The sequence below is a fragment of the Pseudochelatococcus lubricantis genome (assembly GCF_042432495.1).
Taxonomy (GTDB): domain Bacteria; phylum Pseudomonadota; class Alphaproteobacteria; order Rhizobiales; family Beijerinckiaceae; genus Pseudochelatococcus; species Pseudochelatococcus lubricantis.
Genome location: NZ_JBHLXC010000007.1, coordinates 106,332 through 122,904, shown reverse-complemented (window position 1 = coordinate 122,904; position 16,573 = coordinate 106,332). Strand labels below are relative to the sequence as shown.

The 16,573-nt window shown below is 67.5% G+C and carries 14 protein-coding genes and 1 pseudogene; 6 read left to right on the top strand and 9 right to left on the bottom strand.

The window, feature by feature from the left end:
• Positions 1 to 70: 70 nt before the first annotated feature.
• Positions 71 to 832, bottom strand: a complete 762-nt coding sequence (locus tag ACFFJ7_RS14155; protein ID WP_377593139.1) for an SGNH/GDSL hydrolase family protein — start codon at positions 830 to 832, stop codon at positions 71 to 73.
• Positions 833 to 1,053: 221 nt separating this feature from the next.
• Here ACFFJ7_RS14155 and ACFFJ7_RS14150 point away from each other — a divergent pair, with 221 nt between their 5' ends.
• Genes ACFFJ7_RS14150 through ACFFJ7_RS14135 form a run of 4 tightly spaced genes read left to right on the top strand, consistent with a single transcriptional unit; the run spans position 1,054 to position 6,400 of the window.
• The gene (locus tag ACFFJ7_RS14150; protein ID WP_166952217.1) at positions 1,054 to 1,770 is read left to right on the top strand and encodes a response regulator; all 717 of its coding nucleotides are present in this window, start codon (positions 1,054 to 1,056) and stop codon (positions 1,768 to 1,770) included.
• The gene (locus ACFFJ7_RS14145) at positions 1,767 to 3,104 is read left to right on the top strand and encodes an ATP-binding protein (protein WP_377593137.1); all 1,338 of its coding nucleotides are present in this window, start codon (positions 1,767 to 1,769) and stop codon (positions 3,102 to 3,104) included. The genes ACFFJ7_RS14150 and ACFFJ7_RS14145 overlap by 4 nt, the downstream gene beginning before the upstream one ends.
• Before the next feature lie 43 nt (positions 3,105 to 3,147).
• Positions 3,148 to 4,386, top strand: a complete 1,239-nt coding sequence (locus ACFFJ7_RS14140; RefSeq protein WP_377593135.1) for an efflux RND transporter periplasmic adaptor subunit — start codon at positions 3,148 to 3,150, stop codon at positions 4,384 to 4,386.
• Positions 4,387 to 4,390: 4 nt separating this feature from the next.
• Positions 4,391 to 6,400, top strand: coding sequence for a MacB family efflux pump subunit (locus ACFFJ7_RS14135; RefSeq protein ID WP_377593133.1), 2,010 nt, complete (start codon positions 4,391 to 4,393; stop codon positions 6,398 to 6,400).
• A gap of 22 nt (positions 6,401 to 6,422) precedes the next feature.
• On the opposite strand, the gene ACFFJ7_RS14130 is transcribed toward ACFFJ7_RS14135, so the two are convergent.
• The 3 genes from ACFFJ7_RS14130 to ACFFJ7_RS14120 all read right to left on the bottom strand — a co-directional run bounded on the left by ACFFJ7_RS14130 (position 6,423) and on the right by ACFFJ7_RS14120 (position 10,166).
• Positions 6,423 to 8,093, bottom strand: coding sequence for an adenylate/guanylate cyclase domain-containing protein (locus ACFFJ7_RS14130; protein ID WP_377593131.1), 1,671 nt, complete (start codon positions 8,091 to 8,093; stop codon positions 6,423 to 6,425).
• A 106-nt stretch (positions 8,094 to 8,199) separates the two neighbouring features.
• A complete protein-coding gene (locus ACFFJ7_RS14125) occupies positions 8,200 to 9,180 on the bottom strand; it encodes a VOC family protein (protein ID WP_377593129.1) in 981 nt (326 codons plus the stop codon).
• A 134-nt stretch (positions 9,181 to 9,314) separates the two neighbouring features.
• Positions 9,315 to 10,166, bottom strand: a complete 852-nt coding sequence (locus tag ACFFJ7_RS14120) for an SDR family oxidoreductase (RefSeq protein ID WP_377593127.1) — start codon at positions 10,164 to 10,166, stop codon at positions 9,315 to 9,317.
• 87 nt (positions 10,167 to 10,253) lie between these two features.
• Between ACFFJ7_RS14120 and ACFFJ7_RS14115 the strand changes: the two genes are divergently transcribed.
• Positions 10,254 to 10,673 (top strand): winged helix-turn-helix transcriptional regulator, encoded by a 420-nt coding sequence (locus ACFFJ7_RS14115; RefSeq protein ID WP_377593125.1) that lies wholly within the window; start codon positions 10,254 to 10,256, stop codon positions 10,671 to 10,673.
• Positions 10,674 to 10,690: 17 nt separating this feature from the next.
• Here the strand turns inward: ACFFJ7_RS14115 and ACFFJ7_RS14110 are convergent, their stop codons facing one another.
• Positions 10,691 to 12,268 carry a DHA2 family efflux MFS transporter permease subunit gene (locus ACFFJ7_RS14110; protein WP_377593382.1) on the bottom strand — a complete coding sequence of 526 codons (1,578 nt, stop codon included), beginning with the start codon at positions 12,266 to 12,268 and terminating at the stop codon, positions 10,691 to 10,693.
• Between the two features lie 17 nt (positions 12,269 to 12,285).
• Complete coding sequence (locus ACFFJ7_RS14105; protein ID WP_377593122.1) at positions 12,286 to 13,461, bottom strand: HlyD family secretion protein; 1,176 nt, start codon at positions 13,459 to 13,461, stop codon at positions 12,286 to 12,288.
• Positions 13,462 to 13,601: 140 nt separating this feature from the next.
• On the opposite strand from ACFFJ7_RS14105, the gene ACFFJ7_RS14100 reads away from it, so the two are divergent.
• On the top strand, positions 13,602 to 14,270 hold the full coding sequence (locus ACFFJ7_RS14100) for a TetR/AcrR family transcriptional regulator (protein ID WP_166952244.1): 669 nt from the start codon (positions 13,602 to 13,604) through the stop codon (positions 14,268 to 14,270).
• Positions 14,271 to 14,301: 31 nt separating this feature from the next.
• On the opposite strand, the gene ACFFJ7_RS14095 is transcribed toward ACFFJ7_RS14100, so the two are convergent.
• From ACFFJ7_RS14095 to ACFFJ7_RS14085, 3 genes and pseudogenes are all read right to left on the bottom strand, one after another.
• The gene (locus ACFFJ7_RS14095; protein WP_377593120.1) at positions 14,302 to 15,120 is read right to left on the bottom strand and encodes a class I SAM-dependent methyltransferase; all 819 of its coding nucleotides are present in this window, start codon (positions 15,118 to 15,120) and stop codon (positions 14,302 to 14,304) included.
• Positions 15,121 to 15,567: 447 nt separating this feature from the next.
• Positions 15,568 to 15,993: pseudogene (locus ACFFJ7_RS14090) on the bottom strand (carboxymuconolactone decarboxylase family protein).
• Positions 15,929 to 16,357: a MerR family transcriptional regulator gene (locus tag ACFFJ7_RS14085; RefSeq protein WP_377593118.1), complete on the bottom strand. Its 429-nt coding sequence runs from the start codon at positions 16,355 to 16,357 to the stop codon at positions 15,929 to 15,931. Before ACFFJ7_RS14085 ends, ACFFJ7_RS14090 begins: the two are co-directional and overlap by 65 nt.
• Between the last annotated feature and the right edge of the window lie 216 nt (positions 16,358 to 16,573).

The following is a 16,573-nucleotide window of genomic DNA, read 5'->3' as shown; positions in this document are numbered from 1 at the left end:
TGCTCCTTGTCATTTTTCATATTTTTCTGAATTTGATTTTCATTATTAAATATTTCGTTTTAATCGAAATTTAATTTGAATTACTGCATATCTCGCGAGCATGAACGTTGATCCTGTCGGCAAGGCGGTTGATGTGGATGCCGTCCATGGCATAGAGCGCGCCGTCCTCGCTTCCGGCATCGGCGGGGGGAAACAGCGCGACGCGCGCGCATGTCTCCCCCGTGCAGGTGTTGCCGATGACGGCGTCGAACGCGGCAATGGCGGAGCTGGAGAATGCCGCCGCCCCGCCCTCCTGCAACGGCGGAATCTGCGAGACGACCACCCGACGCGACCGCCAGCGCAGCACGGACAGCAGATTGTCCAGATTCCGCCGGAAGCGGATGACGGCATCGTAGGCGTCGGGCCTGCGCTTGAGATTGGCCTCGTTCGTGCCGATGGTGAGCAGCGTCAGCTTCGGCGGCCTGATCTTCGCTGCGGCGATCACCGACGACACGTCGTCGAGCGTCGCGCCAGAGAGGCCGGCGTTGAGCGTCGGCAGGCCGCAGAGCGTGGGCAGGTACAGCCGCTCGGTGTGGGAATCGCCTGCGAGCAGGATGTAGTCACCCTCGATCTGTTCGGCTTGCGCCTCGATGGTCCGCAGCCGCACGAGCGTATAGCCGTCGAGCGCCTCGCGCTTCGCCGTCATGAAGAGAGCGCCGGCAACGGCGACGACGGCAAGGCCCGGTATGCCGAACGCGATCAGCATTTTCGTCGTTCTGTTATAGGGCGGCAGGCCGCGCGGCACGATCTGGCTCCAGGCGCGCCACGACGGCAGCGGAAGACGTGCATGCATCCGAAACTCCTTCGCGATGCCGCACCATCGCCGGCGTTTGTTTCTCCCATATTCAGGCCGGAAGAGTGTTTGTTTCCGATTGTTTCCGGTTGTTTCCCCCGCGCGCCGGGAAACAACCGGAAAAAAATTTGTGATTTCCTCGGTTCCGCTAATGGGCTAACTGGTTCCGCAAGCAAGCATTCGCAGTGCAAACATTCGCAGTGAAGGAGCCCGTGCGGGACATGAGTGACGAGCCTCATATCCTCGTCGTCGAGGACGATCCGGATATCAGCACGCTCATTGCCCGCTATCTGGACAAGAACGGCTTCAGGACATCGGTCGCCGCAAACGGTCGCGCCATGGACCGCATCCTTGCCGACGCCCGCATCGACCTCATCGTGCTCGATCTCATGCTGCCGGGCGAGGACGGGCTCAGCATCTGCCGCCGCCTGCGCGGCGGTTCCACGGTTCCGGTGCTGATGCTGACAGCGCGCGGCGACGAGATAGACCGCATCGTCGGGCTGGAGATGGGCGCCGACGACTATCTCGTCAAACCGTTCAACCCTCGCGAACTGATGGCACGCATCCGCGCCGTGCTGCGGCGCACGGCGCAGGACGGCGCGCTCGCCGGGAAGGACATGGCCATCTACACGTTCGATGGCTGGGTGGTGGACGCGCGCCAGCATCACCTCACCGATCCGAACGGCGCGCGGGTTGCGGTGACCGGGGCGGAGTTCGACCTGCTGCTCGCGCTCTGCATGCGTCCGCAGCGCGTGCTGACGCGCGAGCAGTTGCTTGACCTGACGCGGGGACGGGAAGCCGGGCCGTTCGACCGCAGCGTCGATATCCTGATCAGCCGCCTGCGGCAGAAGCTGGAGCAGGACCCGCGCGACCCCCATTTCATCAAGACCGTGCGCAACAGCGGCTACATGTTCGCCGCCAGGGTGGAGCGGCAATGATTCCCGGTTTTGTGAAAGTTTTCCATCCGCGCCGCATCGCCGGGCAGATCGCGCTGCTGATCATCGCCTCGGTCATTCTGTCGCAGATCGTGATATCGGCGGCCTTCTTCCTTCTTGTGCCCGCGCCCGCCGAGCATGAGAACGAACGCCGGGAATGGGAACTCGTCACCATCGCCCGCCTGTTCGAGACCATTCCCGACGGCGCGGCGCGCATCGCCCTCACCGTCGCTGTGGCGCGGGAGTATCCCTGGCTCATCGTATCCATGCAGTTGCCGCCGTGGGCAGCGGTCTCAGCTTCGCCGGACACGCCACCTGCGCGTGTCATCGCCCACCGCCTCGGCGCCGATGTCGCCGTCTTTCACCGTCCGGAGACGCCCGACGCGCCGGAACAAATCGCGCTGCGGCTGTCGAACGGCATCGTCCTGGCGGCCTCCGGCGTGCCGGAAGGGCCGTCGGCCCCGCCGGTCTCGATCCGTCTGCTGGTGATGCTGGGCTTCCTCATGCCGGTGCTCGTCTTGCTGACCGTCTGGGCGATCACGGCGGTGACGGCGCCGCTGCGCCGGTTCACGGAAGCGGCGGAGAGCTTCGACGTCAACAGGGAGCACCTGCCGCTGCCCGAACAGGGACCGGAAGAGCTTCAGCGTGCCGCGCGCGCATTCAACCGGATGCGCGACCGCATCAAGGAACTGGTCGACGAGCGCACCCAGATGCTGCTCGCCGTCAGCCACGACCTGCGGACACCCATCACCCGCCTGCGGCTGCGGACGGAGTTCATCGAGGATGCGGCCGCGCGCGCACAGATGGAGCGCGATCTCGACCAGGTGAACGCCATGCTGCGTTCGGCGCTGTCGTTCATCCGTGACGAGCGGGCGGAGGCCGCGCTCTCCACCATCGATCTCGCCAGCATCGCGCAGACCGTCGCCGACGAATTCTCGGATCTCGGCCATCCCGTCACCTATGTGGGGCCGGACCATCTCGTCTGCCTCGGGCGGCTCGACGACATGCACCGCGTGCTGACGAACCTCGTCGACAACGCCGTGCGCTACGCCCGCCACGTCGTCGTCCGCTTGCGCTACGGCGAGGGCAACGGCATCGTGCTGACGGTGGAGGACGACGGGCCCGGCATCCCGGTAGCCCGCCGGGAAGCCGCGCTGAAGCCGTTCGGCCGAGTGGAAGAGGAGCGTCCCGTGCGCTCCGGCCAGGGGTTCGGGCTCGGCCTCGCCATCGCCCGCTCGCTCGCCCGCGCCCACGGCGGGCGGCTCTCGCTGCACGAAAACACGCCGCACGGACTGATCGCACGCATCGACTTGCCTGGAACGGGAGCACACGCATGACCTTCTCCGCCACGTCCTTCCCCTCGTGGGAACCGGGCCGTTCATGAGTGCTGGCAACCGGGCGCGGACGATCGCGAGAATCCTGCTCCTCCTGCTGACCGTCGCCGGCGCCGGCGCGGGATACTGGTTCTGGCAGAAAAACCGGACGGCCGCGCAATCCGCCAACGTGATGACCGCGCCCGTGACGCGCGGGGACATCGAGGTGACCGTACTCGCCACCGGCATCCTCAAGCCCGTGCGGCTGGTCGCGGTCGGCGCGCAGGTGTCCGGGCGGGTCACCACGCTGCATGTCGAACTCGGGCAGCAGGTGAAGGCGGGCGACCTGATCGCGGAAATCGATTCGGTCACGCAGGAAAACGCGCTACGCACCGCGCAGGCCGCGCTCGCGAACGTCCGCGCGCAGCGGACCGAGAAACAGGCGAGCCTCAAGCTCGCCGAGATCACGCTGGAGCGCCAGCGCCGGATGGCGGCACAGCGCGCCTCCTCGCAGGCGGATCTCGATACGGCGCAGGCCGACGTCGGCGTGATCCGCGCCCAGATCGAAGCCCTCGACGCCCAGATTATCGAGTCTGAAGTCGCCGTCGAGAACGCGCGCGCCAACCTCGGCTACACCCGCATCACCGCGCCCATCGACGGAACGGTGCTGGCCGTCGTATCGCAGGAGGGGCAGACGGTGAATGCCGTCCAGTCCGCCCCGACCATCGTCGTTCTCGGGCAGCTCGACACAATGACCGTGCGGGCGGAGATTTCCGAAGCCGATGTCGTCCGGGTCGCGCCGGGCCAGCCGGTCTACTTCACCATCCTCGGTGAGCCGGACCGGCGCTACGACGCCACCCTGCGGCGCATCGAGCCCGCCCCCGAATCCATCACCAGCGACAGCAGCCTCAGCACCTCGCTCAGCAGTGCGTCCTCGTCGTCCTCGACCGCCTCCACGGCAATCTATTACAACGGCGTCTTCGACATCCCGAACCCGGACGGCCGGCTGCGCACCTACATGACGGCGGAGGTGCACATCGTGCTTGGGCGCGCGCAGGGCGCGCTCACCATTCCCGCGACGGCGCTCGGCGCCGCGGGCGGGGACGGCACTCATGGCGTGCAGGTGCTGGAGCCCTCCGGGCAGATCGCGACGCGGCAGGTGAAAATCGGCCTCAATAACAAGATTACGGCCGAGGTACTCTCCGGCCTTGAGGAGGGTGAGCGGATCGTGATGGGCACCTATTCGGCGACGGCCACCAGCGCGACGCCCGCCCGGCGCGGCCCGCCCTCGCCAATGGGGTTCTGACGCGATGAGCACGCAACGGCCCGGCAGCGCGGGAGCGGACGGCGCGCCGCTCATCGTCCTCGAAAAACTGCGCCGCGAGTTTCCGGCCGGTGACGGCACGCTCGTCGTGCTGAAGGATATCGACCTGACGATCCGCGCCGGAGAGATGGTGGCCATCGTCGGCGCTTCCGGCTCGGGCAAATCGACGCTGATGAACATCCTCGGCTGCCTCGACAGGCCGACCGCAGGCCATTACCGGATCGACGGGCGGGAGACGTCCGAACTCGACAGCGACGCGCTCGCAGCCCTGCGGCGCGAGCATTTCGGCTTCATCTTCCAGCGCTACCACCTGCTGCCGGAGCTGACGGCGGTGGGCAATGTCGAAATCCCGGCGATCTACGCGGGCCTGTCACCGGCGGAGCGCGGGAAGCACGCGGCGCAACTGCTCGGCCGCCTCGGCATGGCCGACCGCCTGAACCATCGGCCGGGGCAGCTGTCGGGCGGACAGCAGCAGCGTGTGTCCATCGCCCGCGCGCTCATGAACGGCGCCAACGTCATTCTGGCGGACGAACCGACGGGCGCGCTCGACCGGCGCAGCGGCGAGGAAGTGCTCGGCATCCTGCAGGAGCTGAACGCCACCGGCAAGACGGTCATCATCGTCACCCACGACATGACGGTGGCCGCGCGCGCGCAACGGATCATCGAGATCAGCGACGGCGCCATCGTCGCCGACAGGCAGACGCAGCCTGAAGTCACTCCGGACACGGACGCGCGCCCGGCGCCTGCCGCCCCGCCGGAGGACGGCGCCCGACCGCGGCGGCCATGGCGGGCGGGCGCGGACCGGTTCCGCGAGGCGTTCCGCATGGCCTTCCTGTCGATGCGGGCACACCGGCTGCGCACCTTCCTCACCATGCTCGGCATCATCATCGGTATCGCGTCCGTCGTCTGCGTGGTGGCGCTCGGCACGGGGTCGCAGCAGCAGGTGCTCGCCAACATCAGCAGCCTCGGCACCAACACGCTGGAGATTTTCGCGGGCAGGGATTTCGGCGACACGCGCTCAGGCAAGATCACGACGCTCGTCGTCGCGGATGCCCATGCGCTGGCCGCGCAGCCCTACGTCGCCGCCGTCACGCCGACGGTGTCGACGAACGACCTGCTGCAGTTCGGCGCGGTTTCCATCAACGCGATGGTCAACGGCGTCGGCGAGCAATACTTCGACGCCCGCGGCGTGAAGCTGGCGGAAGGGCAGTTCTTCGACACCGCCGGCGTGCGCCAGATGGCGCAGGACGCCGTGATCGACGAAAACACCCGCAAGGCCCTGTTCGCGAACTTCCCCGGCAGCCCGGTGGGGCAGGTCATCCTTGTCGGCAAGATGCCGGCGCGCATCGTCGGCGTCACGCTGCCGCAGCAGAGCGGCTTCGGCTCCAGCCAGAACCCGTCCGTTTATCTGCCCTACACCACCGTGCAGACGCGGCTCCTGGGGAACACGACGCTGCGCAGCATCACGGTGCGCGTCAGCGACGACGTGTCGACCGCCGTGGCCGAGCAGGCGGCGACGGCCTTTCTCACCGCCCGCCACGGCACCCGGGACTTCTTCATCCTCAACACGGACGACATCCGCCAGACGATCACCAGCACCACGGAAACGCTGACCCTGCTGATCGCCGCCATCGCGCTGATCTCGCTTCTCGTCGGCGGCATTGGCGTGATGAACATCATGCTGGTCACGGTTTCCGAACGGGTGGGCGAGATCGGCGTGCGCATGGCGGTCGGCGCGCGCCAGAGCGATATCATGCAGCAGTTCCTCATCGAGGCCATCGTCGTCTGCTTCATCGGCGGTCTGGGTGGCATCGGCCTCGCGCTGAGCTTCGGAGTCCTGTTCGAGCTCCTCGGTTCGAGCTTCAGCCTCATCTACTCTCCGACGGCGATTGCCGCCTCGCTGCTGTGCTCGACCGCGATCGGCGTCGCCTTCGGCTTCCTGCCCGCCCGCAGCGCCGCCCGGCTCGACCCGGTCGTTGCGCTCTCGCGGAACTGAAGCCGCCCGCCCAAAAGGCGCATCAGGGCGGCGAAACAGGCGGATCGACGAAGACGCGCAGCTGCTTCGCGCGCCCGCGAACCTGGATGACATCGGCGGGAAGGCCGTTGGTGTCGACCTGTGCCATGCGCATGACGGGCTCGGACACGACAAGCGTGGCGTTGCGCTCCTTGGCGACGGATTCCAGCCGGCTCGCGACGTTCACGGTGTCGCCGACGGCGGTAAGGCTGCGCGCGCGGCCATAGCCCATGACGCCGATGACGGCCGGTCCGGCGTGGATGCCGATGGCGACGCGCAACGGCGCGGGAAATTCGAGGCCGAGTTCACGATGCAGCCGCTCGATGTCCTCCGCGATCTTGCGTGCCGCCCGCAAGGCGGCGCGGCAGCCGTCGCGCGGCGTGCTGTCGATGCCGAACAGCGCCATCGCCCCGTCGCCGATGAACTTGTCGATGCGCCCGCCGCTCTCCTCGACCGCCTGCCCGACGAGGGCGAAATAGCGGTTGAGGAGGAACACCGTGTCGTAAGGCAGGCGTTTCTCGGTCATGCCCGTGAAGTTGCGCATGTCGCAGAACATCACCGCGATCTCCTGCTCCCGCCCCGGCGACATCTCGCGGACGTCCAGCAGCCGGCTGCGCTTGCGGTGCGGCACGAGGACGGGCGCTACGCTGATGTCGTGCGCGGGCCGCAGCTGGCAGGCGAGGCGAACGCCGGGCGGCGCGCCGACCCGCTCCAGCGTCGCCTTTTCCAGCTCGTCCGGCGGCGGCAGTGCGGCCGGATCGCCCAGCACCTCCACCCGGCAGGTGGAACAGCGGCCCTTGCCGCCGCAGACGGCATAGTGGGGAATGCGGCCGACACGGCTCGCCTCCAGCACGGTGAAACCGCGCGGCACCCTGACATTGCGGTTGCCCGGATAATGGACCACGATGGTCGCGCCGCGCTCCCGCCATTGGCGCAGGCCACGCAGCCCGAACGTGCCGGCGAGGAGGCCGCCGAACGCGCCGTAGAGCGTCAACCGCGCCAGCTGCAGGCCCGCGTCCGCAGACGCCAGCACCCCCGGTTCGGGCAGCGGCGACACGGGGGCCGGCGCCCGCGCGAGGAGGCGCCCGGTTTCCGAAAAGCCGAGCAGCGCCAGCACCGGCAACAGCGTCGCTCCCATGAGCAGCGAGGGCGACGCATCCCGATACCAGTCGCGGTAGCGCAGCCAGAAATGCAGGCCGATGCAGCCGTGAGCCCATGCCACGACGAGCGCCACCGTCTGGCGCACGCCCGACACCGGCGTGGTCACCCACAGCGAGCGGATCACCGATTCATAGGTGATCCTTTCGCCATGCAAGGCGTGGGCGACGCGCGTGGCGACCACGTGATCGATCAGGAACAGCGGGATGAGCAGGCCGAGCACGAGCTGAAAGGCTTCCTCCGGCCGCATGCGCAGGCTGCAGCGCCGGTAAAGCGCATGGAGCACCAGCCCGATGTGGGTCAGCACCGCGCCGTAGAGCAGCACACCGCCGGCCGCCGAACCCCAGAACGCCGCGAACCATCGCAACCCCGACTCGGCCACGGGCAGCGATATCAGGTTCAGCGAATGGTTGAGAAGGTGTGTCGTCATGAAGACGAACATGACAAGCCCGGTCGCGATCCGGAGCTTGCGCAAGGTCAGGTGAGACGGCAACACCGGGGAGGAGGACATCGTCATCGGACGTCACCGGCGTGCCGCGCCGCCGGCGGCCGCACGGGAATGCACCGGGGCGCGCTTCGCCGGACCGGGACCGTCGGCCGGATCAGGAGGATTGCGGGCCGGGTCATGCCGCGCCGGACAGCAGCCGCACCCGCGTTCCCCAGGGGTCGAGCGCCTCCACGCCGTTTTCCACCGGCGTCACGGCCAGACCGCCAGCGGCGAGGCGCGCCGACTGTGCTTCGACGATCGCGGCCTCCCGTACCCGCAGGGAAAACCAGTCGAGCCCGGTGCTGCGCGGATCGCGCCTGCCGGCGCCCGCGCTGTTCCAGACATTGAGCGCCACGTGGTGGTGATAGCCGCCCGAGGACAGGAAGGCCGCATCACGCCGGTCGCCCCGCGTGGACGCGAGGCCGAGCGCCTTTTCGTAGAACCCGCGCCCGGCGGGAATATCGCCGACGCGCAGGTGGATGTGGCCGATGCGCAGGCCGGCGGGCGCACCGCGGTAGGTGTCCCGTTCCGTTGTCGTCAGGTCGAGGATGGCGTCCATGTCGAGCTGATGCGTGCCCATGGTGACGACGCCGTCCTTCCACTCCCAGCGGTCGGCGGGACGATCGGCATAGATTTCGAGCCCGTTGCCTTCGGGATCGTCCAGATAGACGGCTTCGCTGACATTGTGGTCAGCGAAGCCGGACAGCGGCACGCGGGTGTAAGCCGCGTGCACCAGCCATTGCGCCAGATCACGGCGCTCCGGCATCAGGAAGGCGATATGAAAAAGCCCCGCCTGCGTCGGCGGCTCGAACGACGCATCCGGTGCATCAATAAGCGTCAGCAGGGGAATGCCGTCGACGCCCAGCACCGACCGGCCGTCCGCCTCCGCCAGCAGCGACAGGCCGATGGCATCGCGGTAGAAGGCCGTCATCGTATCGCGTCGGAGCACCCGCAACGCCGCCGCGCCAATGCTGACAGGCGTGCCGTTCGCGAAGCCCGGCCCTGCGGAAGCGGTGGAGCTTCCACCCTCCGCCCGCACGGCGCCGGCCATTGCCGCCGACAGCGATGCGGCGCCAGCCAACCCGAGAAGCGCCCTGCGCGTGGCGACGATGCTCATGGGACCATGCCTCCGTTGCGTCCGTTCCGCACCGACCGATAGCTTGGCCGCGCCCCCCGGACATCTCACAACCGTGTGACGATGCCGGCCCCGCCGGAACGGCCGGGACCGGCATCGCGATGTTTCGCGCGGTACTACGCCTTCAGGGCCGCCGCGACAGCATCCGCGAGCGGCGTCGTCGGACGGCCGATCAGCGTCGAGAGCTGATGGCCGTCGTCGAACAGCCCGTCCTGGGAGGCGCCGACGTCGAAGAGCGCGATGGCCTCCGCGAGGCCTTCGGGCAGGCCGACGCCCTTGAGAACGGCGGCGTATTCCGCTTGCGGCAGGTTCCTGTAGGGAATGTCCTTGCCGGTCTGCTTCGAGATTTCGGCGGCGAGGCCGGCGAGCGTGTAGGCGTCGTCGCCGGCGAGTTCATAGACCTTGCCGGCATGGCCCTCACCCGCGAGAACGACGGTCGCGGCCTCGGCGTAGTCGGCGCGCGTCGCCGACGATATCCGGCCCTCGCCCGCGCTGCCGGCGAAGACGCCCGCCTGCACCGCGCCGGGCACAGAGCCGGTGTAGTTTTCGGTGTACCAGCCGTTGCGCAGGATCACGTGGGGAATGCCCGACGCCTTCAGCGCCGCCTCGGTCGCGACATGCTCCTCCGCCAGCACGGTCAGGGGCGAGGTGTCGGCATGCAGCAGGCTGGTGTAGACGATCTCCTTCACTCCCGCCTTCTTCGCCGCATCGATGACGTTGCGGTGCTGCACGGCACGCTGGCCGATAGCGTTCGAGGAAACGAGCAGAAGCCTGTCGACGCCCGCGAGCGCCTTCTCCAGGGTTTCGGGCTTCTCGTAGTCCGCCGCGCGGGCTTCGACGCCGAGATCGGCGGCCCTGGCGGGATCGCGCACCAGCGCGACGATATCGGAAGGGGCGACCTTCTCCTTCAGCTTCGCGATGACGAGGCGGCCGAGATGGCCGGTTGCTCCGGTAACGGCAATAGTCATGGGCGAACTCCTTGTTGCGTTGGGTAATCCATGTCATATACCGCCTTCGGTGACTTTTCGTAAGTACGCACAAAAAGGTTAGCTTGAATGTCTTCCGCTGCCAATCGTCTCACCCCCGCGCCGCAACGGCCGCTGTCGCTGTCCGAGAAGCTCGTGCGCGGCGATCTGATGGCGGCGGCCTGTCCCTCGCGGGAGGTGCTCCGGCATCTCACCAGCCGCTGGGGCGTGCTGGTCCTGATCGCGCTGCGGTCGGGCACGCTGCGCTTCGGCGATCTCCGCCGCCGGATCGGCGGCGTCAGCGAGCGCATGCTGGCGCAGACGCTGCAATGGCTGGAAAACGACGGCATGGTCGAACGCAAGGCCTACAAGATCGTGCCGCCGCATGTGGAATACACCCTCACGCCGCTCGGCGAGGAAGCGGCGGAGAAGGTCCGCGATCTGGCGGACTGGATCGAGACCAGCCTGCCGCGCATCTCGCGGCATTGGGGCGCGGATCGGGACGCCTGAACGGCACGCCAAGCCGGTCAATGCCCGCCCCCGCCCGCACCGGGCTGCGCCGGCCGGCGCATCAGCGGCACGGCGATCACGAGGCTGAGGAACAGGAAGGTGAGCAGGAAGAAGACGTCGGCGAAGGCCATGACGAGCGCTTCCCGCCGCACCAGCCCTGCCATCTGCTTCAGCGCGGCGGACTGCGCGTCCGAGCCGAGGCCGGCGAAGGCCTGCGCCATGTTGCCCAGCCGCTCGACGGCCGTGGCGCTCGCCCATTGCACATGCTCGTGCAAGCGGACGAGGTGCAGATCCCAGCGGTTGTTCAGCACCGTGTTGATGAGCGCGAGGCCGACAGCGCCGCCCAGATTGCGTGTGAGGTTGAACAGGCCCGAGGCGTTCTTGAGCTGGGCCGGGGGCAGCGTGCCAAGAGAGAGATTGTTGATGGGCACCATGGCCAGCATCAGCGAAGTGCCGCGCAGGATCTGGGGCACGAGCAATTCCCAGAAGTCCCAGTCCTTGGTGATCCCGGTCACCTGCCAGGTGCCGAGCGCGAACCCGGCGAAGCCGATGCCGATCATCAGGCGCGGGTCGAGCTTCGTCGTCAGCCGCCCGACGAGGGGCGCGGCGAGGAACATCGAGATGCCCGTCACGAACATGGTCTCGCCGATCATGAGCGCCGAATAGCCCCGCACGCGGCCGAGATAGAGGGGGTAGAGATAGGTCAGCCCGTAGAGCCCGATGCCCATCACGAAGCTGAAGGCCGAACCCGTGGCGAAGTTGCGGTTAAGGAATGCGCGCAGATCCACCACCGGCTCCGCCGCCGTCAGCGCCCGGGCGAAGAATGCGATGGACGAGACGGCGCAGATGACGGTGAAGAACAGGATCGCCTCATCCGCGAACCAGTCGTTGGTCGGGCCCTCCTCCAGCACGAATTCGAGGCTGCCCAGAAAGCCGGCCATGAACAGCAGGCCCCACCAGTCGAAGCGGTCGAGCAGTGCGAAGTCCGGCTCGTCGAAGTCGACCAGGGTCGCCGTGGCGATGATGACGAAGATGCCCGGCACCACGTTCACCAGAAACAGCCAGTGCCAGGAGAAAAGGTCGGTCAGATAGCCGCCCACCGTCGGCCCGATGGTGGGAGCAAGCGTGGCGACGAGGCCGATCATCGGCGCGACGATGGGCTGCTTTTCACGCGGGAACACCGCGTAGGCCGAGGCGAACACGGTCGGGATCATGCCGCCGCCGAGAAACCCCTGAAGCGCGCGGTAGATGATCATCTGGTCGATCGTCGTCGCCGTCGCGCACAGGAAGCTCATGGCCGTGAAGCCGGCGGCCGAACCGACGAACAGCCAGCGCGTGGACAGCGCGCGCGACAGGAAGCCGGACAGCGGGATCATCACCACCTCGGCGATGAGATAGGATGTCTGCACCCAGGATATCTCGTCCGACGAGGCGGCGAGCCCCGCCTGGATTTCGGCGAGCGAGGCCGAGACGATCTGTATGTCCAGAATCGCCATGAACATGCCCAGCACCATGCAAAAGAAGGCGAACATCCGCCTTCCGTCGAGCTGGGCCGATCCTGCCGGCTGGGCCGGGAGGGCCGTGGCGCCGGACACAGCGCCCTTCCCCGTCGTCACGAATGGCCACCGGTGCGGGTATCGACCACCGCGGTGACCGACATGCCCGGACGCAGTTCATGCTTGCCCGTCGCCGCCGGATCGAGCGCCACGCGCACCGGAATACGCTGCACGATCTTGGTGAAATTGCCGGTGGCGTTCTCCGGCGGCAACAGGCTGAACACGGAGCCGGAAGCAGGGGAAATGCTCTGCACCGTGCCCTGGAAATCCTCATCCGGATAGGCGTCGACCACGATATGCACCTTCTGGCCCAGCTGGATGCGCCCGAGCTGGGTTTCCTTGAAGTTCGCGTCGACATAGACGGCGTCGAGCGGCACCAGCGCCGCGAGGCGCGTGCCGGGCTGCACGAGCTGGCCCACCTGCACCGCCCGGTTGCCGACGACGCCGTCGAATGGCGCGCGCACCACGGTGAAATCGAGGTCGCGCTGTGCCCTGTCGCGCGCGGTGCGATATTCCTCAAGCTGGCGGGCGGCCTCCGTGCGCTGCGCCGCCAGCACCGCGATGGCGGCCTGCGCCGAGGCGATGGCGGCGATCGCCGCATCCGTATTCGCCTGCGCCTTGTCGCGCGCGGCGCGCGCGTTGTCGAGCGCCGAGCGGCTCGCGAAGTCGGAGCGGGCAAGCTGGTTCTGGCGGTCGTATTCCACGCTCGCGCGCGTCAGCTCGGCCTTCGCGGCAGCGAGCTGTGCCTTTGCCTGATCGACATTGGTCTGCCCCGCCCTGATCTGCTCGTCGAAACGGCCGAGCGCCGCCTCCTGCGTGGCGATCTTGTCCTGCGCCGCACGCAGCGCGAGGCTGTAGTCGCCGTCGTCGATGCGCACGAGCACGTCGCCCGCCTTCACCCACTGGTTGGAGGTGACGTCGACGCTGACGACATGCCCGCCTACCTTGGCCGCGAGCACGGAAGTATCGGCCCCGACATAGGCATCGTCGGTCGACACCTGGAAACGGCCAACCTGCCACCACTCGCGCCCGTACCAGGCACCGCCGGCCAGCAGCGCCACGAGAACGCCGGCGATCACCAGCCGCCGGCGCGGGCGGCGCTTCACCGGCGCGACAGCCGCCGCGTCCGGCACTTCGTCGGGAACGGCATCGACCTGCGGCCTGCCGCGCAGCGACACGGCCCCCCGCCCCTGCGGCCGCGCTACCGCTTCCACCTTGTCTGCCTGCACCATTTGTCCGTTCTCTTCCCGCCTGGAGCTTGACTAAACCGTTCAGTTCTACGATGGTGGTGACAATATCAAACTGAACGGTTTAGTCAAATATTTTGACAGGGGCTTCCCGGCGCCTTATTTCAGTGGACGAAGAGGCATCCATGAACAGACCCGACCACAGCGCCGCTCGTCATGTTCCGGCAACGGACGGACGCACGGACACGGAATCGAAGAAACGCCGCGACATCATCGATGGCGCGCGGCGCGTGTTTTTCGACAAGGGGTTCGATGGCTCCAGCATGGACGAGATCGCCCGCGCGGCGGGCGTCTCCAAGGCGACGATCTACGCCTATTTCGACAGCAAGGAAGAGCTGTTCCAGGCCCTCGTCAAGGTGGACCGCAGCCAGTCCGCGGAGCGGCTGTTCGAATTCGATCCCGGGGATCCGGATGTCGAGGGCCTGCTGCGCCGGATCGGGACGTCCTTCATGACCATGATGGTGCGGCCCGACCACATCCGGCTGGTGCGTCTGGTGATGGGCGCGGCCGAGAAATTTCCACGCATCGGCCAGGCCTTTTTCGAGACCGGCCCCTGCATGGGCGGCAGGCGCCTTGCCGACCTGCTCGCCGACCAGACCCGGCACGGCCGCCTCAGGATCGATGACTGCGAGATGGCCGCCTTCCAGTTCTTCAACCTGTGCCAGGGCAACATCGTCAAGGGACTGATGTTCGGCGGCGACACGGCGCCGGCGCCGGCCACGATCGACGCCACGGTGGCGAGTGCCGTGAGGGTCTTCCTCGCCGCCTATGCGGTGAAGGCCCCCGCGGCGTAGTCTCCGTTCACGCCGGCGCCGCCTCCGGGAATCAGGCCCGGGCGGTGGCGAAGGTCAGATGGCGGGTGAACCTGAAGCCCTCGGGCGTGCGCCGCGTCTCGATCAGCCGCTCGATCTCCCGGCGCAGACGGGCTTGCTGCTCCGGCGACAGCACAGCGAGGAAGTTGCCGAAGGAGCTGCTGGTCGACGAGGCGATCAGCGCATCCACACCGTCGTAAAAATCGGTGAAGCTGTATAGCGTTCCGATATAATTGCTGAAGCCGGCGGCTGTTATCAGCGGCTCCAGCTCCGCCTGCGGAACGCCGACAGTCGGCTGCACCTCGGCGGCGGAAAACGGCAGGCCGGTGGCGGCGATGGCCTCGGCGATGAACTGACGCAATTCGTGCGGCCTGTCAGGGTTCTGGGTATTCAGGCCCAGCCGCCCGCCCGGTTTCAGCACGCGACGAGCTTCCGCCAGCGCGCGCGGCTTGTCCTCCACCCAATGGAAGACGCTGTTGAGATAGACCACATCGAAGCTGGCGTCCGGGAAGGCGGAGAGGTCCTCGGCCTGCGCGACCTGCGTCTCGAACCGCCCCTGGCCGCGTTTGCGCGCCAGTTCGACACGCAGCGGCAGCGGGTCGACGGCGACGACGCGCCCGGACGGACCGGTCAGGGAAACGACATGCTCGGCGAGGCGCCCGGTGCCCGCGCCGACGTCGAGCACATGCTCGCCCGGCTTCGGGTTCAGGCTGGCGACGAGGATCTTGCCGTGCTCGAACTGGCGGTCGCTGGTGCGGTCGTAGGTCTCGGCCAGTTCCGGCGTGTCGTGTTCGAGGCTGATGGAAGACGGGGCGTTGCGGTTGTCGGTCATGATCGTTCCGTGTGGTTCCGGGATGCCGGGGGCCGATGAGGCGATTGCCGCGTGCGCGGCACGGAACCGGAGCTGCCGACAGGAATCGGGACCATGCCGCCGCTCCGTCTCCTCGCCGAGACGCCGAATCGGGCAACTCTAGCCGGAATACCCCCCACCTGCGGAAAGCCGCGGGCTCATTTTTTCTTTACCCGCCGGCAACGATATTTTCCTCCGGTCCGCCCGCGTGGGGGCGCGAGGTAGACCCGCCCGTCCATCAGCCGCCGGGCCGTGCGATAAGACGACGGCGTCAATTCTGCGCTGCCGTCGTTCACTATCGAAAACGAAATAATACGCAGCTTCAGTACTGGAAGAACGCGCTTCCCTGTCGACAACAATCGGACGACATCGCCATCCCGCCCCTTCCGTCCGGAGCAACCGGCGCCGACTGGCGGCGCGATGCCGCCGTCAGGCCGCCTCCCCCGGCTTCGCGTTTTCCGCGTCCTGACGCGCGAACACTTCTTTCGCCGCGAACAGGCCGTTGAGCGCGGCCGGAAAACCGGCGTAGACGGCCATCTGCATGATGACCTCCGTGATCTCTCAGCGGCTGAGGCCGACGTTCAGCCCGGCCTCGATATGGACTCGCAATTGCGGACCGGCGTTCCCCATCGCCGTGAGCGCGGCGATGGTCGCGATCTCGCGGGCGCGGATGTCGAGGCCCGGACGGCTGTAGATGTCGCCGAACGGGAACTCCAGCAAGTAGGTGGCGAAGTCAGGGGCGATATCGGCGAGGGCGGCAATGACCTTGCCGCCCGCCTCGCCATCGATCTCAGCGAGCGCGCGTTGTCCGCGTTCCAGCCGGCTTTCGCCGGCGCTCCGGTGGTGTTGCGTCATATTCCTGCATCCTTTGTTCCGTGTCGGCATAGCCGGCGATCTTGGTGTCGAGGACGAGAAGGCAGTCCTGCAGTTCGGCCACCCTGGCGCGCACCTGCTCGCGATGCTGCTCCAGCAGCAGACGGCGCTCGGCCGCCGTGCCGGTGCCGCGCTCCCGCAGAGCCGCATAGCGCAGCATGTCGCGAATCGGCATTCCCGTCGCCTTCAGGCGGCCGAGAAAGTCGATCCAGATCAGGATGGAGGCATCATAGTCACGTTGCCCGGACCGGTCCCGGTCGGCGTGCGGCAGCAGCCCGATCCGCTCATAGTAACGGATCGTATGGGCCGACAGCCCGCAACGCCTCGCCAGTTCGCCGATCTTCATGAGCCCTGCCTTCGTCACGACGCAACGGAAGCTACGGGTTGGAGCGCACTCCAAGTCAAGCGCAGAAAGTTCAGGCGCGAAAATCGGGCGTCCCGGACGGGCCCGCGCGGCATGGCGGCCCTTCGCGCGGCTGGCGCAACCGGCCGGCCTGCAACCGGAATCTCCATTTTTTATAATGGCGCGCTCCTCCACTTATGGCACGATCCGGAAGGCTGT